This is a genomic window from Streptomyces sp. NRRL F-5123 (genome assembly GCF_000721495.1).
Taxonomy (GTDB): domain Bacteria; phylum Actinomycetota; class Actinomycetes; order Streptomycetales; family Streptomycetaceae; genus Actinacidiphila.
Map to the genome: position 1 here is coordinate 39,526 of NZ_JOHY01000022.1, position 24,440 is coordinate 63,965.

The 24,440-nt window shown below is 73.7% G+C and carries 23 protein-coding genes; 10 read left to right on the forward strand and 13 right to left on the reverse strand.

All coding sequences use genetic code 11. From position 1 onward, the window contains the following. Positions 1–16: 16 nt before the first annotated feature. The 8 genes from IH54_RS0119640 to IH54_RS0119675 all read right to left on the reverse strand — a co-directional run bounded on the left by IH54_RS0119640 (position 17) and on the right by IH54_RS0119675 (position 6,277). Positions 17–1,279, reverse strand: a complete 1,263-nt coding sequence (locus IH54_RS0119640; RefSeq protein WP_052397650.1) for a L,D-transpeptidase — start codon at positions 1,277–1,279, stop codon at positions 17–19. A 15-nt stretch (positions 1,280–1,294) separates the two neighbouring features. Beyond that, a complete protein-coding gene (locus IH54_RS0119645) occupies positions 1,295–2,215 on the reverse strand; it encodes a hypothetical protein (protein ID WP_031518394.1) in 921 nt (306 codons plus the stop codon). Beyond that, positions 2,208–2,768: a SigE family RNA polymerase sigma factor gene (locus tag IH54_RS0119650; protein WP_052397651.1), complete on the reverse strand. Its 561-nt coding sequence runs from the start codon at positions 2,766–2,768 to the stop codon at positions 2,208–2,210. Before IH54_RS0119650 ends, IH54_RS0119645 begins: the two co-directional genes overlap by 8 nt. A 117-nt stretch (positions 2,769–2,885) precedes the next feature. Further along, a complete protein-coding gene (locus IH54_RS0119655; RefSeq protein WP_031518396.1) occupies positions 2,886–3,368 on the reverse strand; it encodes a MarR family winged helix-turn-helix transcriptional regulator in 483 nt (160 codons plus the stop codon). A gap of 76 nt (positions 3,369–3,444) precedes the next feature. After that, positions 3,445–4,170 (reverse strand): AIM24 family protein, encoded by a 726-nt coding sequence (locus tag IH54_RS0119660; protein ID WP_031518399.1) that lies wholly within the window; start codon positions 4,168–4,170, stop codon positions 3,445–3,447. After that, positions 4,167–4,817: an AIM24 family protein gene (locus IH54_RS0119665; RefSeq protein WP_031518401.1), complete on the reverse strand. Its 651-nt coding sequence runs from the start codon at positions 4,815–4,817 to the stop codon at positions 4,167–4,169. Before IH54_RS0119665 ends, IH54_RS0119660 begins: the two co-directional genes overlap by 4 nt. Beyond that, positions 4,817–5,455: an AIM24 family protein gene (locus tag IH54_RS0119670; RefSeq protein WP_031518403.1), complete on the reverse strand. Its 639-nt coding sequence runs from the start codon at positions 5,453–5,455 to the stop codon at positions 4,817–4,819. The genes IH54_RS0119665 and IH54_RS0119670 overlap by 1 nt, the downstream gene beginning before the upstream one ends. A gap of 6 nt (positions 5,456–5,461) precedes the next feature. Then, entirely contained in the window at positions 5,462–6,277 is an 816-nt protein-coding gene (locus IH54_RS0119675; protein WP_052397652.1) for a DUF2127 domain-containing protein, read from the reverse strand. A 220-nt stretch (positions 6,278–6,497) separates the two neighbouring features. Here IH54_RS0119675 and IH54_RS0119680 point away from each other — a divergent pair, with 220 nt between their 5' ends. Next, a complete protein-coding gene (locus IH54_RS0119680) occupies positions 6,498–6,848 on the forward strand; it encodes a DUF3817 domain-containing protein (RefSeq protein ID WP_031518408.1) in 351 nt (116 codons plus the stop codon). Between the two features lie 151 nt (positions 6,849–6,999). On the opposite strand, the gene IH54_RS0119685 is transcribed toward IH54_RS0119680, so the two are convergent. After that, positions 7,000–7,986 (reverse strand): ArsR/SmtB family transcription factor, encoded by a 987-nt coding sequence (locus IH54_RS0119685; protein ID WP_031518410.1) that lies wholly within the window; start codon positions 7,984–7,986, stop codon positions 7,000–7,002. Between the two features lie 69 nt (positions 7,987–8,055). Here IH54_RS0119685 and IH54_RS0119690 point away from each other — a divergent pair, with 69 nt between their 5' ends. Beyond that, entirely contained in the window at positions 8,056–9,420 is a 1,365-nt protein-coding gene (locus IH54_RS0119690) for an MFS transporter (protein ID WP_078862362.1), read from the forward strand. 89 nt (positions 9,421–9,509) lie between these two features. Here IH54_RS0119690 and IH54_RS0119695 read toward each other — a convergent pair whose 3' ends face one another. After that, positions 9,510–10,682, reverse strand: coding sequence for a lipid II:glycine glycyltransferase FemX (locus IH54_RS0119695; protein WP_031518414.1), 1,173 nt, complete (start codon positions 10,680–10,682; stop codon positions 9,510–9,512). Between the two features lie 755 nt (positions 10,683–11,437). On the opposite strand from IH54_RS0119695, the gene murJ reads away from it, so the two are divergent. The 3 genes from murJ (at position 11,438) to IH54_RS0119710 (ending at position 14,452) form a co-directional block, all read left to right on the forward strand. Beyond that, positions 11,438–12,979, forward strand: a complete 1,542-nt coding sequence (murJ, locus tag IH54_RS0119700; protein ID WP_107060209.1) for a murein biosynthesis integral membrane protein MurJ — start codon at positions 11,438–11,440, stop codon at positions 12,977–12,979. A 107-nt stretch (positions 12,980–13,086) separates the two neighbouring features. After that, the gene (locus IH54_RS0119705; protein WP_031518419.1) at positions 13,087–13,671 is read left to right on the forward strand and encodes a PadR family transcriptional regulator; all 585 of its coding nucleotides are present in this window, start codon (positions 13,087–13,089) and stop codon (positions 13,669–13,671) included. Further along, complete coding sequence (locus IH54_RS0119710; RefSeq protein WP_234343631.1) at positions 13,655–14,452, forward strand: SGNH/GDSL hydrolase family protein; 798 nt, start codon at positions 13,655–13,657, stop codon at positions 14,450–14,452. Before IH54_RS0119705 ends, IH54_RS0119710 begins: the two co-directional genes overlap by 17 nt. A gap of 46 nt (positions 14,453–14,498) precedes the next feature. Here IH54_RS0119710 and meaB read toward each other — a convergent pair whose 3' ends face one another. Together meaB and IH54_RS0119720 are read right to left on the reverse strand one after the other, a co-directional pair. Continuing rightward, a complete protein-coding gene (gene meaB / locus IH54_RS0119715) occupies positions 14,499–15,455 on the reverse strand; it encodes a methylmalonyl Co-A mutase-associated GTPase MeaB (RefSeq protein ID WP_031518424.1) in 957 nt (318 codons plus the stop codon). 36 nt (positions 15,456–15,491) lie between these two features. Beyond that, on the reverse strand, positions 15,492–16,706 hold the full coding sequence (locus IH54_RS0119720) for an acetyl-CoA C-acetyltransferase (protein ID WP_078862364.1): 1,215 nt from the start codon (positions 16,704–16,706) through the stop codon (positions 15,492–15,494). Positions 16,707–16,843: 137 nt separating this feature from the next. On the opposite strand from IH54_RS0119720, the gene mce reads away from it, so the two are divergent. From mce to IH54_RS0119745, 5 genes are all read left to right on the forward strand, one after another. Beyond that, positions 16,844–17,326, forward strand: a complete 483-nt coding sequence (gene mce, locus IH54_RS0119725) for a methylmalonyl-CoA epimerase (protein ID WP_031518429.1) — start codon at positions 16,844–16,846, stop codon at positions 17,324–17,326. Positions 17,327–17,503: 177 nt separating this feature from the next. After that, complete coding sequence (scy, locus tag IH54_RS0119730; RefSeq protein ID WP_031518431.1) at positions 17,504–21,067, forward strand: polarized growth protein Scy; 3,564 nt, start codon at positions 17,504–17,506, stop codon at positions 21,065–21,067. Between the two features lie 105 nt (positions 21,068–21,172). Continuing rightward, positions 21,173–22,108: a cellulose-binding protein gene (locus IH54_RS0119735; RefSeq protein WP_031518433.1), complete on the forward strand. Its 936-nt coding sequence runs from the start codon at positions 21,173–21,175 to the stop codon at positions 22,106–22,108. A gap of 132 nt (positions 22,109–22,240) precedes the next feature. Next, entirely contained in the window at positions 22,241–23,302 is a 1,062-nt protein-coding gene (locus tag IH54_RS0119740; protein ID WP_031518434.1) for an ABC transporter ATP-binding protein, read from the forward strand. A 1-nt stretch (position 23,303) separates the two neighbouring features. Further along, entirely contained in the window at positions 23,304–24,077 is a 774-nt protein-coding gene (locus IH54_RS0119745) for an ABC transporter permease (protein ID WP_031518436.1), read from the forward strand. A gap of 21 nt (positions 24,078–24,098) precedes the next feature. Here IH54_RS0119745 and IH54_RS0119750 read toward each other — a convergent pair whose 3' ends face one another. Continuing rightward, the gene (locus tag IH54_RS0119750) at positions 24,099–24,416 is read right to left on the reverse strand and encodes a hypothetical protein (protein ID WP_031518438.1); all 318 of its coding nucleotides are present in this window, start codon (positions 24,414–24,416) and stop codon (positions 24,099–24,101) included. Positions 24,417–24,440 lie beyond the last annotated feature (24 nt).

Sequence of the window (24,440 nt, forward strand, 5' to 3'; positions counted from 1 at the left end):
CACGGCCCGCGGTGGTTCAGGCGAGGGCGCTGAGCGCGTGCCACTGGTCGGTGGAGAGGTTCCACTCGCCGTAGCCGTTGCCCTTGTCGACGACGGCCCGGGTGGAGCCGGTGGACACGACGACGTCGCCGCGGACGGCGCTGTCGAAGAACCACTTGGCGTCCGAGTCGCTCAGCCCGATGCAGCCGTGGCTCTTGTTCTGCCGCCCCATGTAGCGGTCGTTCCAGGGCGCGGCGTGCACGAAGGTGCCGGAGGTGGTGATGCGGACGGCGTTGTGCACGTCCTCGTCGTAGAAGTCGGCGGAGTCCTGGCTGGTGGCGATGTCGACCGACGCCGAGGTCATACGGACCGTGGACTGCTTGGCCATCACCACCATCGTGCCGTTCCAGGTGGGGAAGGCGGAGCTGCCGCCGGAGATCTTGAAGTTCTTGACCGTGCGGCCGTTCTCGGTGACGCGCATCGTGTGCTTGGCGAGGTCGGCGTAGGAGATGCGGGCGGTGCCGATGCTGAAGGTGTCGTGGATGTCGCGGCGCAGGAAGCGCCCGCCGCCGGTGTCGATGCCGCTGAGCCGGGCGGTCAGGGTGACCTTGGTGCCGGTGGGCCAGTACGCGTCCGGCCGCCAGTCGACGCGCTGGATGCCGGTGAGCGGGTCGGTGAGCCAGCCCCAGCTGCCCTTGACGGCGGGGGTGGTGGTGATGTTCAGGGCCCGCTCGACGGCGGCCTTGTCGGCCACCGGCTTGTCGAACGCGAGCGAGAGCGGCAGGCCGACGCCGACGACGGCGTTGTTGAGCGGGGTCGCGGTCACGCCGTTGACCTTGCTCGCGGCGGTGGTGCGGAAGTCGCTCGTGGTGGTGGCCTGCTTGCCCGCGGCGTCGGTGGCGGTGGCCGTGACGGTGTACGCGGTGCCGGGCGTCATGGTGCGGTCGGACGTCCAGGTGCGGCCGTCGGCGGCGAGCTTGCCGGTCACCTCGACGGGGTCGACGCCGTCCGACGCCTTGCCCTTCGGGGTGACGGTGACGGTGCCGAGGGTGCCGCTCGCGGTGGTGACGGTCACGGCGGTGCCGGGGGCGACGCTGCGGCCCGCGGCCGGGGAGACGGTGACCTCGGCGGCGGCGGTGGACGCGGTTGCGGACGGGCCGCCGTCGCCGGGGGCGTCTCCGCCGGACGCGGTGTCGTCGCCGCCGCACGCGGTGGCGCCGAGCACCAGGGCGAGCAGCAGGGCGGGGGCGGCGAGTGCGCCGGAGCGGCGGGAAGCGGATATACCGAAGGTGCGGAACACGGTGATCGGTCCTTGTCAGCAGTCGTCGGTCGAGGAGTACGCGCCTTTGTCGGCGCCGGTACCGCCCTTGCCGGAGGCGTAGGTGTTGCCGGTGGGTTCGCCGCCGACGGTGTAATGGCGGTCGCCCGTCGTGGCGTGTGCGGTCGGGGTCGCGGACATGGCCAGGTCGTCGAGCGAGTCGGCCATGCAGCCGGAGGGGCGAGGGCCGTCCGGTTCGTCGCCCGGCTGCCACGCCAGCGGGCTGTGGGGACTGTCCACCACCAGTACGGCGACGTATTGCCCCTCCTGCTGGATCCACACCGTCACGCCCGAGAACTTCTTGGAGGAGCCCATGGCGCGGTGCGCCACGGGCGGCCCCCAGACGCTGCCCTCGACCTCGATGACGTCCATCCCGCACTTCGCGCCGGTCCGCGACCGCAGCTCCTCCGCCGCCGCGGTCGCGGCGGGCTCGTCGGCGAAGGCGGAGAGACGCTCGTACGCGGTCGCCTTGGTGCCCTCGGAGAGGTAGGAGCGGCCGCTCTCGGCGGTGGCGTTGCCCGGCGTGGCGATCCCGCACGCCGTGGGCAGCTTGTTCTCCACTGCCGTCGCCTCGATCGTCCACTGCCATTTCGGTCCGAAGGGCAGCGAGCTGACCGGCAGCAGCCGTTCGGTCAGCAGGTCGGTGAGGGCCTGGCCGGACAGGGTGGGGGGCGGGGTGGCGGTGCCGGAAGCGGCGGGCGGTGCGGTGTGCGTGCCGTCCGCCTGCTCCAGCCGCGGCAGCAGCTGCCAGCCGGTGATGCCGAGGGCCAGCGCGGCGGCGGTGCCCGCGGCGGTCGCACGGCGCCGGGCGCGGCGCTTCTCGCCGCGGGCGCGGGCCGCCTGCGGGCCGGCCAGGACGACGAGCTGTTCGGCGTCGTGCGCCAGGTCGTGCAGGCGGTCGTCGAGTTCGTCAGCCATGGAGGGGCACCTCTCGGATGGGTCGCCGGTCGTGGCGCGCACGGTCGGGGTCCGCGGGCTCGGGTTCTTCCCTGAGCTTGGCGCCGAGGGCCTTGCGGCCCCGGCTCAGCCGGGTCCGCACCGCGGCGGACGACACCCCCGTCTCCCGCGCGATCTCGTCGACCGGCAGGTCCAGCAGATGGTGCATCACGACGGCGGTGCGCTGGTCGTCGCCGAGCGTGCGCAGGGCGTCCACCAGGGCGACCCGGTCCGGCGCGAGCGCCGGCGCGTCCGCGGGCGGGCCGTGCCGGAAGTGGGCGCGCATGCGGTTGCGCGCCTTGCGCCAGGTGCTCACGGCGAGCCGGAGCGCGACGGTCCTGACCCAGGGCGTCGGGTCCCCCTCGGCCGTCAGCGCGTCCCAGCGGGTCCACGCTCGCGCGTAGGCCTCCTGGACGGCGTCCTCCGCCTCGCCGAGGTCGCCGGTCACGGCGAACACGACGGCGACCATCTTTTTGGCCGTCGCGGCGTAGAAGTCATCGAAGTCCGCGGTGCGCTCCGCGGGTTGTGCGGTCATGTTTCGTGGCCCTCCCGCATCTCTCACGCGCGAGGGCGTCCCGAGGTGACACGTGAATTCTCCCCGCGGGGTGCGGGGCGGCCCGGAGCGTGGCGGCGGGCCGGGCCCCCGCGGGACTCAGTGCGGGCGGGTGGCCCGCAGGTGGGTGGCCACCGGGGCGAGGGCGGCGTGGTAGGCGGCGAGGCCGTCACGCGGGATGAGGTCGATGAAGTGCTCGCGCACGGAGGCGACATGCCGCGGCGCGACCTCCCGCATGGTGTCCCAGCCGAGTTCCGTGAGCACGGCGTAGAGCCCGCGGCGGTCCGACTCGCAGTTCTCCCGCCGGACGTACCCGGCGGCCTCCATGCGCGTGATCTGGTGCGAGAGCCTGCTCTTGCTCTGCAGCGTGGATTTCGCGAGGTCGCTCATCCGCATCCGGTGGTCCTCGGCCTCGGAGAGGTTGACGAGGATCTCGTAGTCGTTGTTGGTCAGGCCGAAGGGGTGCAGGTCGCGCTCCAGCTGGTACATGAGCAGCCGGCTGACATCGAGGTGGATGCGCCAGGCGCGCTGCTCCTCCTCGCTGAGCCAGGTCGTCGCGCTGTCCGCGGTCTCCGTCGTCATGGGCGAATTCTACCGTCCGTTGATTTTCGTACGTTCACCCGGGTAGTGGTGCCGTCACCGTGCGCAGCGGCAGCTTTCAGCTCCCGGGAGGGGCCGCGCCGGGCACTCCGGGGCCGGCGCTCGCGGGGACGCCGCCGGTGTCCTGGCCGGGCAGCAGCTCCTCGGTGGACTGCAGCAGCACCTGGCCCGCGCCGCTGAACTCGAACTGGTGCTCCTCGCCGGACGCGCCGCCCAGTCCGGTGAGCGCGCGGATGCCGCCGAGGACGCCGCGCATGTACGCGTGGTCGTAGTGGTGGCAGGGGCTCGGGCAGTCGGCCCAGCCGACGAGGGCCTGCGGGTCGACGCGGATCGGCGGCTCGACGAAGTGCACCGCGCCGTTGGAGGCGGCGACGAACTTGCCGGTGCCGAGCAGCGTCAGGAAGCCGGGGATGATCGACTGCTTGAGGACCAGACCGGGCTGGAAGGCCAGCAGGTTGCCGGAGCGGATGGTGAGGTTGCCGTTGTCGAGGTCGTAGGAGTTGATGTCGTACGCCCGGTCGGCGAGCAGCATCTTGCCGCGGCCCTGCGCGACGACCCACGCGGCGGCGTGCAGCGGCGAGTGGAAGTTCGCGGCGACGAGCCGGTCGAGCGGGCCGTGGCCGATGGCGTGGAAGTCGATCTGCCCGTAGTAGGCGATCATCTTCCCCTTCTGCAGGAACCACTGGCCGTCGAGGTCGACGCTGAAGGCGTACGGGTTGACGTTGTCGTTGCTGGGCAGCGTGAAGACGTCGTGGATCACGGGGCCTTCGGCGGCAGGGGTCACAGCTTCTCCTCCGAGGCCTGGACGTAGACCGTGCCCTGGCCGCTCAGCTCGAGCTGGAAGGCCTCGCCGGAGCCGCGGCCGACCATCTCGCGCCAGCCGATCGCGGTCACGAGCTTGTTGCGCAGGTCGCCGCGGTGCGCGACGTACGCCTGCGGGTCGACGTGGACGGGACGGCCGGGCGTGACGTGCAGCTCGAAGACGCCGCCGTGCGCCATGACCGCGACCGAGCCCTTGCCCTGGAGCGTGGTGGTGAACAGCCCCTGGCCGGTGGCCTGGCCCCGTATCACGCCCATCACGCCACCCTGCGAGCCCATGAACATGGTGCCCTGGGCGAGGGAGCCGTCGAAGGCGAGCAGCCGGTCGGCCTCGACGTAGAGGGTCTCGCCGGTGAGGTCGACGGAGTGGATGTGGTGGCCGCCGTGTCCGAAGAGCACGGTGCCGTCCCCTTCCACCGTCATGAGCGGCGTGGCCTCGTTCGCGACCCGGCGGCCGATCATGCCCGTCACGCCGCCCTGCCCGCCGGTGATGCTGGGGGTGAAGGTGACGGCGCCGCGGTAGGCGAGCATCGCGCCGCGCTGGCTGAACATCCGCTGCCCGGGCACGATGCGCGCCTCGACGAGCTTGGAGTTGATCCGGGTGAAGGGCATCAGACCTGCCCCCCGACCGCGGCACGCTCGCTGGGCTGGACGTAGACCAGGCCGTCGCCCTCGAAGTGGATGCGGAAGCTTTCCCCCGAGCCCTCGCCGATCAGGGTGCGCAGGCCCACGTAGGAGCGCAGTTGCTGGCGCAGCTCGCCGGTGTGGGCGACGTACGCCTGCGGGTCGACGACCAGCGGGGTGCCGGGGGTGACGCGCAGCACGATCGCGGGACCGTCGGACATGATCGCGGCCTGGCCGGTGCCCTCGACGGTGGTGGTGAACAGCCCGTTGCCCTGCGAGGCGCCGCGCAGCCCGGTGAAGGTCGTGCCGGTGCGCAGCGACGGCTCGGTGACCAACAGGTTGCTCGCCTCGACGTGCAGCTTCTCGCCGGTGAGCCGGACGAGGTTGATCTCGGTGGCCCGGTCGGCGAAGTACACCGTGCCCTGGCCCCTGACCTCCATGACGGCCATCGCCTCGCCGGTGACGCGCCGGGTGACCAGGCCCCGCAGGCCCTCGCCGCCGCCGGTCATCTTCTTGAACGTGACCTCGCCCTCGTAGGCGACCATGGCGCCCTTCTTGGCCTTGACCGCGTCACCCGCCAGGTCGACGGCGAGGACGCGGGTGCCCTGGAGCCGGAAGACGGCCACCGCGGCTCAGCCGGTCTCGGTGGCCGTACGCGGGCGTACGGGCAGCGGCTCGGGCTCCACGCCGACGGCGCCGGCCGCCTCCTGGACCTCCAGCAGCGAGGCGCCGCGGCGCGCGGCCTCGAAGGCCTTGTGGCCGCCGCGCAGGCCGAACAGCCGCTTGCCGAGCAGGATGTAGAGGACGGCGAGGACGTTCAGCGCCAGGGTGCCGATCTTGAAGTAGCTGACCTTCTCCGTCAGCTCGTAGACCTCCAGCGGCAGGAAGGCGGCGGTCGCGACGACCGTCAGGTACTCCGCCCAGCGCTTGGCCCACCACAGGCCGAAGCCCTCGACGATCTCGATGAGCGCGTAGCCGAGCAGCGCGGCCGCGACGATCTGCAGCGTCGACTTCTTGTAGTCGAAGAACTTCCGGATGGAGTCGACGACCGGCGAGTGGTCGAGGTCGTAGTGGAAGTGGTCGGCGACGGGCTTGAAGGCCGTCAGGTCGTCCTCGAAGAGCTTGCGGACCGCGTCCTGGGAGTTGCTGAACTTCCACACCGCCCACGCGGCGACCACGATCAGCAGCCCGCGCAGGATCCGCTCGACCGCGAGGAAGCGCAGGATGAACAGGTCGCGCAGCGCCCGGCCGCGCGGCACCAGCGGGGCCTGGTCGGCGGGGCCGGAGCCGTGCGGCTCGCCCAGCACGAAGTCGCCGCAGCGCAGGCAGCGCCACACCTCGCCGACGGCGGTGCCGGCGTGCAGCCGGCCGCGGAGCCGCAGCTCGTCGGGCGCGTAGGTGATGTGGCCCTTGCGCGCGCAGTGCCGGCGGTCCCAGTCGATGCTCATCGTTCCTCGGTCCCCGTTGGGTGTTCGGTGTCGTGCACTCATCACGAGCGCTGTCGTGGACAGGGACGCTACCGCCCGCCGTGCGGTTTCCTACCCCAGGGGCAGGTCATCGATGCTGGGGGTTGATAATAGGGAGGTCTTGTGAATGTGATCACAAGGCCGGTCCGCGCTCGTCCCGAACGGCCGGAGTGGCCCGCCCCGTACGACAGTGAGGTACCCCGTGGACCTGAAGACCGCCGGCGCGCTGCGCAGGCTGCGCCTGATCTCCGCCCCCGAGGCGGTCTCCTTCCTGCTGCTGCTCGTCTGCTCGGTGCTCAAGCGCACCACGGACTTCAACGCGGTGCCGGTCATGGGGATGGTGCACGGCATCCTCTTCGTCCTCTACGTCGTCCTCTGGGCGCTGGCGTGGCGCAGCACCCGCTGGGGCTGGCAGCGCGCGGGCTGGCTGCTCCTGCTGTCGGTACTGCCGACCGGCGGCTTCTTCGCCGAGCGCACGCTGGCCCGCGAGTCCGAGGACGCGGTGAACGCGGCGGTGGCCGCGCGCGGGCACTCGGAGACCGTGGGCGCCTGAAGTGGTCGCCGCCGATCGGTAATCGGCCGGGCGGCGACAGGATCCGGACATCTTCCCGTAGCACCCCGGTCACATTTGCGTCACGTGCGGAAGCTGCGCCTCTGCCGGCCGGACGCGGTGAATGCGGCCCCGCGGTGCCCGGACGGGCAGCTCACAGCAGCCCGCCGGTCGCCAGCGCGATACCCAGCGGGGTGCGCTCGTAGAGCACCTGGTGGCCGTAGCGGCGGGAGGTCAGCAGGCCCGCGTCACGCAGCACCGCGAGGTGCGCGGACACCGACGACATGGCCATCACGTGCCGGTGGGCCAGCGCGGTGGTGGTGCTGGGGGCGTCCAGGCCGCTGAGTATCGCCGCCCGGTTCGCGCCCAGCAGCCGCACCAGGGTGTCGGACGCGGTCGGCCCGCCGGGCGCCCACAGGCCGCCGATGCCGCGCGCGGGGTAGACGACGACGGGCTGCCAGGGCGGGTCGAAGGCGCTGCCCGCCTCGGGCCAGAAGAAGACGCTGGGCACCAGCAGCAGGCCGCGCCCGCCGGGCTCGGGCACGGGGCCGGCGGTGCCGGGGGTGGTCAGGGCGCCGTCGGACCAGTGCAGCTTGGGGTGCAGCCCGGTGAAGAGCCGCTGCATGCCGCCGTCCGCGAGCCGCCGGGCGTGGTACGCGACGTCGGCCTCCAGCACCGCCCGCAGCCGCGGCCAGTGCGGGGCCAGCAGCGCCGCCCAGACGTGCTCGTAGAGTCCCGCGAGCTGCTGCACGGTGCCCGCGGGGTCGTTGAGCATCGCGCGGCCCCTGCGGGTGTCCGCGGCGCCCGGGGTCTGGGCGAGGGCGGCGGCGAGCTGCCGCCGGGCGGTGGCCGGCGGGGTGGCCCGCACCCGGTCCAACTCCTCGTCGAGCGAGGCGAGCGGCATGTCCGGGACGGGCTGGAGGAAGTCGGGCCCGTAGCCCTGCTCGGGCGCGAGCAGCCACAGCGGGGCGAGGTCGAGCCCGGCGGCGGCGGCCCGCACCTGCCGCAGCCACGGCAGGTGGTGGCCGTGCCGGTCGGGGCGGGAGAGCGTGCGTACCGCGCCCTGCGTCTCACGCAACGGGGAGATCGCGAAACGGCACTTGAGCAGGTCCTCAGCCGCAAATCGCATGCGAAGCGACATCATGACCCCCAAGATTCGCCTGTGCGCGAAAGACTACACGTGGGGTCCCTGTGGCTCCAGGGTGATGGCATGACAACGGACAGCGAGCACCCGCCACGCGGGGTCGACCCCGCTTCGCCGGCCGGAGAAAAACGCGCGGAAGCCCGCGCGGAAAACGCGGACACCCCGCGGAACACCGCCAACACCCCCGGCGGCGAGAAGGAGAACGCAGCGGAGTCCGCCGAGGCCACCATCGGCTACGGAGCGGTCTTCCAGGTACGTGAATTCCGCCCGATCTTCGCCGCGCATGTGCTGTCCATGCTCGGCGGGGTGCTCGCCGAGGTCGCGCTCGCCGTCCTCGTCTACGCCGAGACCGGCTCGGCCGTGCTGTCCGCCCTCGTCTTCGCCCTGACCTACCTGCCGTACGCGCTCAGCGGGCTGCTGCTGTCCGGCATCGCCGACCGCTACCCCGCGCGCCGGGTCCTGGTCGCCTGCGACGTGCTGTCCTGCGCCTGCGTGGCGGCCACCGCGATACCCGGCACGCCCGTCGCCGTGCTCTTCGCGCTGCGGGTGGTGATGTCGCTCGTCGCGCCGCTGTTCACCGGCACCCGCGCCGCGAGCCTCGCCGACATCCTCCAGGGCGAGCGGTACGTGCTCGGCCGCTCGCTGGTGCGGATCGTCGCCCAGGGCTCGCAGATCGTCGGCTTCGGCGTCGGGGGCCTCCTCCTGGTGCTGCTCAGCCCGCGCTCCGCGCTGCTGGTGACCGCCGCGACCTTCGCCGGGTCCGCGCTGCTGCTGCGGCTCGGCACCCGCGACCGCCCGGCCCGCGTCACCCACAACGGGCAGCTGCTGCGCGAGTCGCTGCTCTCCGCCGGGCGCCTGATGGCCGACCCGCGGATCCGGGCGCTGCTGCTGATGTGGTGGATACCGCCGATGTTCTTCATCGTCGCGGAGGGCCTGGCCGCGCCCTTCGCCGAGGACGTCGGCGCGGGCTCGGTCGGCTACGGCCTCTTCCTCGCCGCGATGCCCGCGGGCACCGCGGCGAGCGAGATCCTGGCCGGCACGATGCTGTCGCCCGCGACCCGGGACCGTATCGTCCTGCCGCTCGCCGGCATCTCGCTCGTCCCGCTGGTCTTCTTCGCGATCGACCCGTCGCTGCCGGTGGCGCTCGTCCTGCTGCTGCTCACCGGGCTCAGCGCGGCGTACGCGCTGGGCATGGACAAGTGGTTCGTCACCGACGTGCCCGACCACACCCGCGGCCAGGCCATGACGCTGCTCGGCGCGGGCCTGATGACACTCCAGGGCCTCGGTATCACCGTCGGCGGCGCCCTCGCCGAATGGGCGCCCCCCTACGCCGTGATCGCCGGCTCCGGCGCGGGCGGCACGGTGTGCGTGCTGCTCGTCCTGCGCGCGGTGCGGCGCACCCGCCGGGCACCGGTGATGCTCACTGCGTGACGCGCGTCGCCCCCCGCGGACCTGCGGGGTTCGCGGGGGGGGTGTTCCCCGTGCGGCGCGGATCCCGTACGGCCCGTACCCGGCGGGGCTCAGCGGCGGGTGAGGTAGACGTGCATCGCGCGGTGCAGGGCCTTGTTGACCGCGCCCTGGAGCGGCAGCTCCCACTCCCCCACCGTCTCGACGGCCTCGCCGCCGGTGCCCAGCTTCCAGCGCAGCAGGCCGTGCGCGCGGGACGCCGGGTCCAGGTCGTCCGGGACCCCGCGCATGTCGTAGACCGCGGCGCCCGCCAGCAGCGCGTCGCACAGCATCCGCCACTGGAGCGCGTTGCTCGGCCGCACCTCGCGGCGGTGGTCGGCGGAGGCGCCCGTCTGGTACCAGACGCGGACGCCGTCCGGCGAGGTCAGCAGGGTGTGCGCGGCCAGCAGCTCGCCCTCGTGGCGGGCCGTGTAGAGCCGCATGCGGCCCGGCTGCTCGGCGTTCAGCTCGGCATACTGCCGCTGGTAGTAGCCGAGGTCGCGGCCCAGGTCGAAGCCGTCGCGGCGCTCGGTGACGCGCAGCAGCTCGTGGAAGGCCGGCAGCGTCTGCGGGCCCTCCACGCCGGTGCGCACCCCGCTCCTGCCCGCCTTCTTGACGTTGCGGCGCCACTCCTGGTTGAGGCCCGTCCACAGGTCGTCCAGGCCGCGCCCGGCGAGCGGCACCTCGAAGACCAGCCGCGGTTGGCCGTCGGCGCCGCAGCGCCGCCAGCCGGACTCGCGCAGCCGGTCGGCGACGGCGGCGCCCAGCGGCTCGACGAGGTCCGGCAGGACGTCGCCCACCCGCCGCCCCGGCCCCGCCGCGTCCTTCAGCGTCCGCGCCGACCACCGCCGGTAGGCCAGCGGCGGCCCCATCCGTACGGCGAACGCGCCCGCCCCCCGCAGGTGGTCCGCGAGCGGGTCCAGCCACCGCTCCAGCTGCGGGTCGGCCCAGTCCACGCCCGGGCCCTCCGGCAGGTACGCGAACAGGCGTCGCAGGCCCGGCAGTTGCCGGTAGAGCACCAGCGCGGTACCCATCAGCCGCCCCGCCCCGTCGAACCACCCCAGGCTCTCCGCCCGCCACCCCGTCTTGACCCGCGCCCAGGCCGGCGTCTGCAGGAAGCTAGCCGTGTACCCGCCCGGCCGCCGCAGGAACGCCGCGTGCAGGTCCGCGCCGATCGTCTCCAACCGGAGCCCGGTCCCCTCCCCCGCGGGGGCGTTGGCCTTCGGCAACTGCTCGTGGGTGGTCATCGTCACGACGCGGTCCTCCCCGTCCGGCGGCCCGGAAACGGCCCGCTCACGACTTCCCACGCCTGCGGAAGGGCCTTTGTGACCGAGAGATTCCCGACACCCCGCGGATGTGTCCCGAGGCGCGCCCCGGCCCCACACTTTCCGCAAGCGGTCGTGGCCGAACCGGGCTGCCACCTCACGCCGGTGGCCCGGCGCGCCTTTCGTCGTGGCTCGTCGCGCAGTCCTCCCCCAGGCTTCGCCCGGGAGGGGCCCTCCACGCGCCCGTGAAGGCTTGCCCTCTTCGCGCAGGGTGAGCGTTTTCAGGGGCGCGGGGAACTGCGCGAGCAACCACCCACCGGCGGCAAGATCGCGGGCGCCACCGCAAGACGCACCCCGGAGCGAAAGGGGCGCGGGGAACTGCGCGACCAGCCCCCACCGGCAGCAAGGTCGCGGGCGCCACCGCAAGAGGCACCCCGGAGCGAGAGCCGCCCACCGGCGGAAAGTCGCGGGCGCCACCGCAAGAGGCACCCCGGAGCGAGAGGAGGCGCGGGGAACTGCGCGCGGGTCAGAGACGTCACCATGAGCGGAAGACATCCGCAGGGGTCCGGGCGGCGCACCGCCCGGGAGGCCGCCACCGCCCGGGCCCACGGGCGGCGCAGGCCCGTACCCCCCGTCCCGCGCGTCAGCGCGAAGAGCAGGGGAACGGGTTGGCGCCCACGGCAACCCGCCCCCGCACGCGGCACGCGAAGACCTCGCTCGCCCGGAGCGGCAGGGCGATGATGGCGGGCTCCCTGGTCTCCCGGGCCACCGGCTTCCTCCGGCTCGCGGTGATCACCGCGGCGGTCGGAACCGCGGCGGCGGGCGACGCGTTCGGCGTCGCCAACACCGTCCCGAACATCGTGTACGCGCTCATGATCGGCGGCGCCCTGCAGTCCGTCTTCATCCCGGAGCTGGTGCGCGCGGCGAAGGAGCACCCGGACGGCGGCCAGGCGTACACCGACCGGCTGCTCACCCTGTGCGCGGTGGGCCTGCTCGCCGTGACCTCGCTCGCGGTCCTCGCCGCGCCGCTGCTGGTGTCCGCCTACGCACCGGACTTCGACGGGGCGCAGCGCGACCTGACGGTGACGCTCGCCCGCTACTGCCTGCCGCAGATCCTCTGCTACGGCGTGTTCACGCTCCTCGGCCAGGTGCTGGGCGCCCGCGACCGCTTCGCGGCGATGATGTGGACGCCGGTGCTCAACAACCTCGTCGTCATCGCGGTGTTCGGCCTCTACCTGGGCACCGCGCGCGGCGGCATCGACGACCGGGACGCGCTGGTGCTGGGCCTGGGCAGCACCGCGGGCATCGCGGTGCAGGCGCTGGGCCTGCTGCCGTCGCTGCGGGCGTCCGGCTTCCGCTGGCACCCGCGGTTCGACTGGCGCGGCGCGGGCCTGACGCAGCCGATGCGGGCGGCGGTGTGGACGCTGCTGCTGGTCCTGGTCAACCAGGGCGCGTACTGGGTGGTGACCCGGCTGTCGACGTCCGCGGGCGAGCACGCGCTGACCGCGGGGCACGGCGCGGGCGTGGGCTATGCCGCGTACAGCAACGCGTACAGCCTGTGGGTCGTCCCGCAGGGCATCGTGACGGTCTCGCTGGTGACCGCGCTGCTGCCGCGGATGAGCCGGGCGGCGGCGGACGGCGACCACGCGGCGGTCGGCGCGGACCTGACGCGCGGGCTGAACGCGTCCGGCGTCGCCGTCGTCCCGGCGGCGCTCGCCTTCGTGACGCTCGCCCCGCAGATCACCGGCGTGGTCTTCCAGCACGGCGCGACGACGGACGCGGACGCGGCGGCGATCGGCTGGATGCTCACCGCGTTCGCGCTCGGTCTGCCCGCGTTCGCCGGCCAGTACGTGCTGGCCCGCGGCTTCTACGCGCTCGGCGACACGCGGACGCCGTTCTTCCTCAACGTCCTCATCGCGGGCGTCAACGCGTCGCTGGCGGCGGCCTCCTACGCGCTGCTGCCCGCCCGCTGGGCGGTCACCGGCATGGCCGCGGGCTACGCGGTGGCGTGCACGGCGGGGCTGCTGGCGACCTCCACGCTGCTGCGCCGCCGGCTGGGCTGGCGCCCGGGGGTGCTGGGCCACCACCTGCGGCTGCTGGGCGCCTTCCTGCCGGGCGCGTACCTGTCGCTGTGGGCGGCGCACGTGTGCACCGGCCGGCTCGGTACGGGCCTGGCGGGCGACGCGGCGGGCCTGCTGCTGGGCATGGCGGCGCTGCTGGGACCCGCCGTGCTGCTGGCCCGGCCGCTGGGCCTGGCGCTGCGGCCGCGCAGGTCGTGAACGCCCGTACTCACAAAGGCGAATACTAAAATAGTTGAGTAAGCTGAGCGGGTCACCCATGCCCCGGGGGCGAACGGGCGGGGCGGGAACGGGCGGAGGGATCCCCGATGGCACTGCGGCACGCCGTGCTCGCGGCACTGCTCGACAACGAGTTCAGCGGCTACCAGCTGGCCAAGGCGTTCGGCGTGGGCGTCGCCAACTTCTGGCACGCGCTGCCCCAGCAGCTCTACGCGGAGCTGTCCAAGCTGGAGAAGGAGGGCCTGGTCGCGGGGCGCGAGGTGGTGCAGACCAGCCGCCCCAACAAGCGGCTCTTCACCGTCACCGCGGAGGGCCTCGCGGAGCTGGAGCGCTTCGTCGCCGCCGACTCCAAGCCGACCTTCATCCGCGACGACCTGCTGGTGATGGTGCAGACCGCCGACCACGTCGACACCGCCCGCGTCATCGCCCAGCTCGACGAGCGCGCACAGTCCTCCCTCGCCCGCATCGCCGGCTACGAGGACCTGCTGGCCCTGCTGCGGGGGGACCTCCCGGAGGCCGACTTCCTCCGCGACTCCCCCACGGTCGGCCCCTACCTCACCTGCCGCCGCGGCCTCGCCCTCGAACGCGAGACCCGAGCCTGGTGCCTGGAGTCCGCGGCGGTGCTGCGCGCCCGCCGGCCCGCCGGGGAGGTCTCCGGTGCCGTCGGGGACTGAGGGCACCGGGCCGGTGTTCACGCGCTACGTCGCCCTCGGCGACAGTCAGACCGAAGGGGTCGGCGACGGCGACGACGCCGCGGGGCTGCGCGGCTGGGCCGACCGCCTGGCGGTGCACCTGGCCGACGCCAACCCCGCGGTCGGCTACGCGAACCTCGCCGTACGCGGCAAGCTCGCCGCCCAGGTGCGGGCCGAACAGCTCGCCCCGGCGCTGGAGTTGCGGCCGGACCTGGCGACGGTGGTCGCGGGAGTCAACGACGTCATGCGGCCGCGCTTCTCCGCAGCAGCCGTGGCCGCCGAGCTGGAGGCGATGTTCGCCGCCCTGACCGCCGCGGGCGCGCACGTGGTGACGCTGACCTTCCCGGACGTCGGCAGGATCGCGCCGCTGACCAGACCGCTGCTCCCCCGGGTACGCGCCCTGAACGCGGCGATCCGGGCCGCCGCGGCGCGGCACGCCGTCACGCTCGTCGACACCGAGCACGTGCCCGTCACGACCGACCCGCGCCTGTGGTCCCCCGACCGCCTGCACGCCTCCCCCGTGGGCCACGCCCGCATCGCGGCAGCCGTCGCCCAGTCCCTGCGCCTGCCGACCCCCACCGCGCCCTGGACCGACCCCTTCCCCACCCCGCCCCCGCGCCTGACACTCTCCACGGAGGCCCGCTGGGCGGCTGCCTTCCTGACCCCCTGGCTCACCCGTCACGCCCGTGGCCGCACCTCCGCCACCGGCCGCACCGCCAAACGCCCCGCCCTCCTCCCGGTGGAGCGGTCGGCGGAGAGCTAGTGCTGTGACCGCCGGCCGGGCGTTCCCGGGCCCCGGGCCGGTGGGCTCAGGAGCCGGTCAGCCCCGCGATCAGCGTGTCCGCCGCCGTGTACGGGTCGAGGGCGCCCTCGGTGACGCGGTGGGCCAGTGCCGGGAGGTCGTGCGAGCTGCCGGGGGCGGTGATGCGGGCGCGCAGCGCGGTGAGGGCGATGGTCTCGATCTCGCGGGCGGCGCGGGCGGCCCGGCGGGTGGCCAGCACGCCGTGCTCCTCCATCCACGCGCGGTGCTTGTCGAGCGCCTCGACGACCTCGTCGACACCCTCGCCGCGGGCGGCGACCGTCTTGACGATGGGCGGGCGCCAGTCGCCGGGGGCGCGGGACTCCCCGAGGCCGAGCATGTGGTTGAGCTCGCGGGCGGTGGCGTCGGCGCCGTCGCGGTCGGCCTTGTTGACGACGTAGACGTCGCCGATCTCCAGGATGCCCGCCTTGGCGGCCTGGATGCCGTCGCCCATGCCGGGGGCGAGCAGCACCACGGAGGTGTCGGCCTGCGCGGCGATCTCGACCTCGGACTGCCCGACGCCGACGGTCTCGACGAGGATCACGTCGCAGCCGGCGGCGTCCAGCACCCGGATGGCCTGCGGGGCGGCCCAGGCCAGGCCGCCGAGGTGGCCGCGGGTGGCCATGGAGCGGATGTAGACGCCCGGGTCGGAGGCGTGCTCCGACATCCGCACCCGGTCGCCGAGCAGCGCGCCGCCGGAGAAGGGCGAGGACGGGTCGACGGCCAGCACCCCGACCCGGCGGCCCGCCTTGCGGTAGGCGGTCACCAGGGCCGAGGTGGTGGTGGACTTGCCGACGCCGGGCGAGCCGGTCAGGCCCACCACGTACGCCCCGCCGGTGAGCGGCGCGAGCGCGGCCATCACCTCGCGCAGCTGCGGGGAGGCCCCCTCGACCAGCGAGATCAGCCGTGCGACGGCCCGCGGCCGCCCGGCCCGCGCCTGCTCGACCAGCTCCCCGACATCCACCATCGCGGCCGTCCTTCGTTGGTTCGGTTCGCCGGCAGGTCAGTTCGCCGGCACGTGCACGATCAGCGCGTCGCCCTGGCCGCCGCCCCCGCACAGGGCCGCGGCGCCGGTGCCGCCGCCGCGGCGGCCGAGCTCCAGGGCCAGGTGCAGCACGATACGGGCCCCGGACATGCCGATCGGGTGGCCGAGCGCGATGGCACCGCCGTTCACGTTCACCTTTTCAGGTGTCACGCCGAGGTCCTTCATGGACTGTACGGCGACGGCCGCGAAGGCCTCGTTGATCTCGATGAGGTCCAGGTCACCGACGGTCAGCCCCTCCTTGTCCAGGGCGTGCGCGATGGCGTTCGAGGGCTGGGAGTGGAGCGAGTTGTCGGGTCCGGCGACGTTGCCGTGGGCGCCGATCTCGGCGATCCACGGCAGGCCCAGCTCCTCGGCCTTGGCGCGGCTCATGACGACGACGGCCGCGGCGCCGTCGGAGATCTGCGAGGCGGTGCCCGCGGTGATCGTGCCGTCGGCTGCGAAGGAGGGGCGCAGCCGGGACAGCGACTCCGCGGTGGTCTCCGGGCGGATGCCCTCGTCCTTGGTGAGGACGACCGGGTCGCCCTTGCGCTGCGGGATCTCGACGGGGGTGATCTCGGCGTCGAAGAGGCCGTTCTTCTGCGCGGCGGCGGCCCGCTGGTGGGACAGCGCGCCGAAGGCGTCCTGGTCGGCGCGGGCGATGCCGAGCCGGGTGTTGTGCTTCTCGGTGGACTCGCCCATCGCGATGTTCTCGAAGGCGTCGGTGAGGCCGTCGTGGGCCATCGAGTCGAGCATCTCCATGGCGCCGTACTTGTGGCCCGCGCGGGAGCCGGGCAGCAGGTGCGGGGCGTTGGTCATGGACTCCTGTCCGCCGGCCACCACGATGTCGAACTCGCCGGCCCTGATCAGCTGGTCGGCGAGCGCGATCGCGTCCAGCCCGGAAAGGCACACCTTGTTCACGGTGAGCGCGGGCACCGACATGGGGATGCCGGCCTTGACCGCGGCCTGCCGGGCGGGGATCTGGCCGGCGCCGGCCTGGAGCACCTGCCCCATGATCACGTACTGCACCTGGTCGCCGCGGACGCCGGCCCGCTCCAGGGCGGACTTGATCGCGATACCGCCGAGGTCGGACCCGGAGAAGCCGCGCAGGCTCCCGAGCAGCCGGCCCATGGGCGTACGGGCACCTGCGACGATCACCGAGCGCGTGTTGCTGGTACTGCTGGTCCTGGCTGTCATGGTGCGGGTCCCTTCGACAGAAGAGAGGTTAACGAGGGTTAGCGTCAATGTACTGACCGGTAGACCCCGCGTCACCCGGCGGAACGTGTGACAGCGCGCACGTTGTGTAATCGCGGGCCGTACGGTGCACTGGTTCCATGCTGACTCGTATCGACCACATCGGGATCGCGTGCTCCGACCTCGACGCGACCGTCGAGTTCTACCGCGCCACCTACGGCTTCGAGGTCTTCCACACCGAGATCAACGACGAGCAGGGCGTGCGCGAGGCCATGCTCAGGATCAACGGGACGTCCGACGGCGGCGCCTCCTACCTCCAGCTGCTGGAGCCGATCCGGGAGGACAGCGCGGTCGGCAAGTGGCTGGCCAAGAACGGCGAGGGCGTCCACCACATCGCCTTCGGCACCGCGGACGTCGACAGTGACTCCGAGGCCATCCGCGACAAGGGCGTGCGGGTGCTCTACGACGAGCCGCGGCGCGGCTCCATGGACTCCAGGATCACCTTCCTGCACCCGAAGGACTGCCACGGCGTCCTGACCGAACTGGTGACCGCCGCCGGAAGCCACGGCTCCGCGCCCGGCGACGCGCCCGCCGGGGACCACCTACCTGTCGAGGACCACTGACCTTATCCCCGTGCTGCCCGGTAGAGTGGCCGGGCCGACCGGGGTGGGGTCTGGGTACGCTCCCGCTCCGCGCCGTTGATCTGACACCATTCTTTGTGGGCCCCGATTCACACAGGGTCGCGAAGAAGCTCACCCGGTTGGCGGGTGAGAACGCCAGGAGACCGATGGGACCGCGGAGTGCGGGGCAACGACAGCTACCGGGCTGACGACCACCTCTCTCAGTTCGAGGCCGAGATGGAGCGGCTGCGGACCGAGCGGGGCAAGGCGGTCGATCACGCCGACGACCTCGGCTACCAGGTCGAGGTGCTGCGCGCCAAGCTGCACGAGGCCCGCCGGATGCTCGCCTCACGCCCCGCGTACGACAACATCGGCCACCAGGCCGACCAGCTGCTGCGCAACGCCCAGATCCAGGCCGACCAGCTGCGCGCGGACGCCGAGCGCGAGCTGCGCGAGGCCCGCGCCCAGACCCAGCGCCTCCTCCAGGAGCAGGCCGAGCACCAGGCCCGCTTCGAGGCCGAGTGGCACGCCGAGGCCATCGCCCGGCGCCGCCAGCTCGACGAGGAGCTGGCCGAGCGGCGGGCCAGCGTCGAGGGCCACGTCAACGAGAACGTGGCGTGGGCCGAGCAGCTGCGCGCCCGCAGCGAGGCGCAGGCCCGCCGACTGCTGGACGAGACCCGCGCGGAGTCCGAGGCGGCGCTCGCCGCCGCCCGCGCCGAGGCCACCCGGGTCGCCGAGCAGACCAGGGACCGGCTCACCGCCGACGCCCAGGCCGCGCGCGCCGAGGCCGAGCAGGTGCTGCGGCGGGCGCGCACGGACGCCGAGCGGCTGCTGACCGCCGCGTCCTCGCAGGCCCAGGAGGCGACGACCGAGGCCGAGCAGCTGCGCACCAGCAGCCGCAGCGAGTCCGACGAGGCCCGGCAGCGCGCCACCGAGCTGTCCCGGCTCGCCGAGGAGCGCCTCCGGGAGGCCGACGAGCGGCTGCGGGCGGCGACCGCCGAGGCGGACAAGCTGCGCGAGGAGGCCGCCGCGGGCGCCGCCAAGCGGCTGGCGGCCGCCGAGGCCGAGATGGAGCAGCGCACCCGGACGGCCAAGGCCGAGATCGCCCGCATGGTGAGCGAGGCGACCAAGGAGGCCGAGACCGCCAAGGCGGACGCCGAGCAGACCGTCGCCGACGCGCGCGCCGAGGCCGACCGGATCCGTACCGAGGCGCAGGAGACCGCCCGCGCGGCCGCCGCCGAGGACGCGGCGGCGCAGCTCGCGCAGGCCGCCCGCTCGGCCGAGGAGATCCTGACCAAGGCCTCGGAGGACGCCCGCTCGACCACCAAGGGCGCGAGCGAGGAGGCCGAGCGCATCCGCAGGGAGGCGCAGGCCGAGGCGGACCGGGTCCGGGGCGAGGCGGAGTCCGCGGCGCAGGAGCTGCGCGGCGCCGCCCAGGACGACACCAAGGAGTACCGCGCCCGCACCGTCGAGCTGCAGGAGGAGGCCCGGCGGCTGCGCGGCGAGGCCGAGCAGCTGCGGGCCGAGGCGGTCGCCGAGGGCGAGCGGATCCGCAGCGAGGCGCGCCGCGAGGCCGTCGGGCAGATCGAGGAGGCCGCCAGCAAGGCGGAGGAGCTGCTGGCCAAGGCCAAGGCGGACGGCGACGAGCAGCGGCAGAGCGCGGCCGGCGAGGCCGAGCGGATGCGCGCGGAGTCCGTGGAGCGCGCGTCGGCGCTGAACACCAAGGCCGAGGAGGCGCTGCGCACCGCCCGCGCCGAGGCCGACGAGCTGCGGGCCGAGGCCGAGCGGCAGGGCGCGGCGGTCCGGGAGGCCGCCGAGCAGGCCGCCGCCGAGCTGCGGGCCGAGGGCGAGACCGTCGTGGCCCGGATGCGCGAGGAGGCCGAGGCCGACCTCGTCCGGCTGCGCGCGGAGGCCGAGACCCGGGTCGGGGCCGCCGAGCAGAATCTGCGGGAGGCCAGCGCCGAGGCCGACCGGCTGCGCGCGGAGGCCGCCGAGGACGCCGAGCGGGTCCGCCAGGAGACCGCCGAGCGGGTCCGCACCCTGATCGAGCAGGCCGAGGCCGAGGCCGTACGGCTGCGGGACGAGGCGGCGGCGGACGCGGCGCAGAGCCGGGCCGAGGGCGAGAACGTCGCCCTGCGGGTGCAGGCCGACGCGGCCGCGGAGGCCGAGCGCACCCGCGGCGAGGCGCAGGAGACCGCCGACCGGCTGCGGGCCGAGGCGTCCGCAGCGGCCGAGCGGCTGGGCGCGGAGGCCGCGGAGGCGCTGGCCGGGGCGCAGGAGGAGGCGGCCCGGCGGCGCCGGGCGGCCGAGGAGCACCTGTCGGCCGCGCGGGCCGAGGCCGAGCAGGAGCGGGCGCGGGCCCGCGAGGAGAGCGAGGAGCTGCTCGCGGCGGCCCGCAAGCGGGTCGAGGACGCGGCCGCGGAGGCCGACCGGCTGTCGGCCGAGGCCGAGCAGCGGGCCACCGAGCTGGTCGCGGCGGCCGAGCAGACCGCCCAGCAGGTACGGGACGCGGTCGCGAACCTGCACCAGGAGGCCGAGCAGGAGATCGCCGGGCTACGCTCGGCGGCCGAGCACGCCGCCGAGCGGCTGCGCACCGAGGCGCAGGGCGAGGCGGACCGGCTGCACGCCGACGCCAACTCCGAGCGCGAGCGCGCCGGGGAGGACGCCGCGCGGCTGCGCCGGGAGGCGCAGGAGGAGTCGGAGGCGGCCAGGTCGCTGGCCGACCGTACGGTCTCGGAGGCGATCGAGGAGGCCGACCGGCTGCGCGCCGAGGCCCGCGAGGACGCCAACCGGATGCGTACCGACGCCGCCACGCAGGCCGACACGCTGGTCGGCAGGGCGCGCGAGGAGGCCGAGCGGCTCGGTGCCCAGGCCCGCGCGGGCCTGGCGGAGGCCGAGCAGACCGCGGAGGAGTCGCGGGCCGGCTCGCAGCGCATCCTGGACGAGGCCCGGGAGGCGGCCAACAAGCGCCGCAGCGAGGCCGCGGAGCAGGCGGACACCCTGGTCGGCAAGGCGCAGGCGGAGGCCAGGAGGCTCGCGGAGGCCGCGGAGGAGCAGGCGGACACCCTGGTCGCGGCGGCCCGCGCGGAGGCCGAGCGGCTGGTCAGCGAGGCGACCGCCGAGGGCAACGGCATGGTCGAGCGGGCCCGTACGGACGCCGACACGCTGCTCGGCGAGGCCCGCCGGGACGCCACGGTGATCCGCGAGCGCACCGACGAGCTGCGGCAGCGGGTGGAGTCCGAGGTGGAGGCGCTGCACGACCGCTCCCGCAAGGAGGCCGCCGAGGCGATGCGGGTGGTCGGCGAGCGGGTCGACAAGCTGGTGGCGGCGGCGACCGAGCAGCTGCGGGAGGCCGAGCAGAAGGCCGCCGAGATCAAGTCGACCGCGACGTCCGAGGCCAGCAAGGTCCGGATCGCCGCGGTGAAGAAGGTCGAGGGCCTGCTCAAGGAGGCCGAGCAGAAGAAGGCCGAGTCCGAGCGCGAGGCCGAGCGGGTCAAGTCGGAGGCGCGCGCCGAGGCAGCGCACATCGTGGAGCAGGGCCGCCGCGAGCTGGAGACGCTGTCGCGCCGCCGCGAGGACATCAACGCGGAGATCGGCCGGGTGCAGGACGTCCTGGCCGCGCTGGAGCAGTTCGAGGCTCCGGGTGGCGCGGGCAAATCACCGAAGAGTACGGTCTCGGCTGGAGCCTCCACCGGTCCCACCAGGTCAGGTGGCAAGCGCAGCGACGATCAGCCACTCGATTGAGCGCACATTCTCCATGCCGAATGCGCAATGGCTCGGTGACACGCCGCAAAGCCCCCTAGGATTCCCTCTATCACCTCACCGGTCTGAATCATCGACAGGAACCCCATGAGCGACACTTCCTCTCCCTTCGGCTTCGAGCTCGTGCGTCGCGGATACGACCGCGGACAGGTGGACGACCGCATCACCAAACTCGTCGCCGACCGTGACAGCGCGCTGACCCGGATCGGCGCTCTGGAGAAGCGCATCGAGGAACTCCACCTCGAAACCCAGAACGCCGCGGCTCAGGTGAACGACGCCGAGCCCTCGTACGCCGGTCTCGGCGCCCGGGTCGAGAAGATCCTGCGGCTCGCCGAGGAGGAGGCCAAGGACCTCCGCGAGGAGGCCCGCCGGGCCGCCGAACAGCACCGCGAGCTGGCCGAGTCGGCCGCCGCCCAGGTGCGCAACGACGCCGAGGCGTTCGCGTCCGACCGCAAGGCCAAGGCCGAGGACGAGGGCGCGCGGATCGTCGAGAAGGCCAAGGGCGACGCCGCCAACCTGCGCGGCGACGCGCAGAAGGACGCTCAGGCCAAGCGCGAGGAAGCCGACGCGCTGTTCGAGGAGACCCGCGCCAAGGCCGCCCAGGCCGCCGCGGACTTCGAGACCAACCTGGCCAAGCGCCGCGAGCAGTCCGAGCGCGACCTGGCGTCGCGTCAGGCGAAGGCGGAGAAGCGCCTGGCGGAGATCGAGCACCGCGCCGAGCAGCTGCGCCTGGAGGCCGAGAAGCTGCGCACCGACGCCGAGCGCCGCGCCCGCCAGACGGTGGAGACCGCGCAGCGGCAGTCCGAGGACATCGTCGCGGACGCCAACGCGAAGGCCGACCGGATCCGCAGCGAGTCCGAGCGCGAGCTGGCGGCGCTCACCAACCGCCGCGACAGCATCAACGCGCAGCTGACCAACGTCCGCGAGATGCTGGCGACGCTGACCGGTGCGGCGGTCGCCGCGGCGACCACCCCGGACGACGAGCCGATCTCCCGCAGCGTCCCGGCGCAGCAGTCCCGCTGACCCGGCCGTTACCGGCAGGCGGGCGGCACCCCCGTTCGCCCCGCACGCCGGAACCCCGAAGGCAACCCCTATTCCGGAGCCCCCGCGCCCAAACGGTGCGGGGGCTCCGGAGTATCTTGCTAGCCTCGGGCCATGATTGAGTTGCAGGGGCTCACGAAGCGGTACGGGGACAAGACCGCAGTCGACCATCTGACCTTCACCGTGCGGCCCGGCGTGGTGACCGGTTTTCTCGGGCCCAACGGAGCGGGCAAGTCCACCACGATGCGGATGCTGCTGGGTCTCGACTCGCCGACCAGCGGCGACGTCCGGATCGACGGCAAGCACTACGCACAGCTCAGTGAGCCCCTCAAGCACATCGGGGCGCTGCTCGACGCCAAGTCGATCCACGGCGGGCGCACCGCGTACAACCACCTGCTGTGCATCGCGCAGTCCAACCGCATCCCCACCCGCCGGGTGAGCGAGGTGCTGGAGACGGTGGGCCTGACCGCGGTCGCCCGCAAGCGCTCCAAGGGGTTCTCCCTCGGCATGGGGCAGCGGCTGGGCATCGCGGCGGCGCTGCTCGGCGACCCGGAGATCCTGATGTTCGACGAGCCGGTCAACGGGCTCGACCCGGAGGGCATCCACTGGATCCGGAACCTGATGAAGGGGCTCGCGGCGCAGGGCCGTACGGTCTTCGTCTCCAGCCATCTGATGAGCGAGATGGCGCTGACCGCCGAGCACCTCATCGTCATCGGGCGCGGCCGGCTGCTCGCGGACACCTCGATGGCGGACTTCATCGAGCGCAACTCCCGCTCCTACGTCCGGGTGCGCACCCCGCAGCCCGAACGCCTCAAGGACCTGCTGGCGGAGGCCGGGCACGCCGCCGTGGCCGCCCCGGACGGCGCCTTCGAGGTCACCGGGACGGAGGCCGCGCAGCTCGGTGAACTCGCGGCCGAGCACCAGGTGGTGCTGCACGAACTGAGCCCGCAGCGGGCGTCGTTGGAGGAAGCCTTCATGCAGCTGACCGCCGAGTCGGTCGAATACCACGCGCACGGCGCCGTGACGCCGGGCGCGCCGGTGCCGCCCGCCCAGCCCGGACAGCCGGCCGCGGCCCCGCCACCGGGAGCCCGACCGGGAGCGCAGCCGGGTGCGCAGGGCGAGGGGCAGCAGTGGGGCTCCGAGTGGCGCAACTCCGGCTCCGGAAAGGGGCGCTGACATGGCTGCGCCTTCCGCCGTCCTGCTCTCGGAGTGGACGAAGATCCGCTCGGTCCGCTCGACCATCTGGACGCTCGTCCTGTCCTTCCTGATGACCGTCGCTCTCGGCTCGATCATCTGCCTGGTGTTCAACAACACCTGGGATTCGCTGTCCTCGCACGACCAGGCGACCTTCGACCCGACCGCGACCGGCTTCGCCGGGATGCAGCTCGGCCAGCTCGCGCTGATCGTCTTCGGGGTGCTGGTCATCGCCAGCGAGTACAGCACCGGCATGATCCGCACCTCGCTCGCCGCGGTGCCGCAGCGCAGCGCCTTCTACGCCAGCAAGGTCGCGGTGGCGGGCGGGCTGGCCCTGGTGGCGTCGATGGCCACCAGCTTCGTGGTGTTCTTCCTCGGCCAGGCGCTGCTGGGCTCGCACAAGGCGAAGATCAGCGACCCGGGCGTGCTGCGCGCGGTCGTCGGCGCCGGGATCTACTCGACGCTGCTGGTGCTGCTGTGCGTGGGAGCCGCCGCGATACTGCGCAGCCCGATGCTGAGCCTGGGCATCCTGATGCCGTTCTTCTTCCTGGTCTCGCCGATCCTCGCGGCGGTGCCGAAGGTGAAGTCGGTCGCCCACTACTTCCCCGACCAGGCCGGCCAGCAGGTCGTACGGGTCGTGACGACCAACGACGAGCACCTGTCGTACGGCCCGTGGGGCGGTATCGGCATCATGGCGCTGTGGGTCCTGGCGGCCCTGATCGGCGGCTACGTCGTGCTGCGCCAGCGCGACGCCTGAGAGCCGGCGTCCGGCCCGGGGTCAGTACCGGGGCGCGTTACGGGACCGCTGCACCTTGCTGGTGCGGCGGTCCCGCGCGTTCCAGCACGCGCGGTGCCAGTGCCGCCGGTCGTCGAGCCCGTCGTACTCGCGCCAGGCCACCACGTGCCCGACGCCGGGCGGGATCTCCTGGTCGCAGCCGGGGCAGCGGTAGTGCTTGGCGGACGCCGAGCCGGCGATGGGCCGCACCACCCACTCCTCCCCCTGCCACTCCACGGTGCCGGCACCGCCGACCCCGGACTCCTGGCTGCGCTCCGCGGGGCGCTGGGCGCCGTGCGGGCGGTTGCGTCGCGGCGACACGGGACACCTCGCCATCTGCTGGCT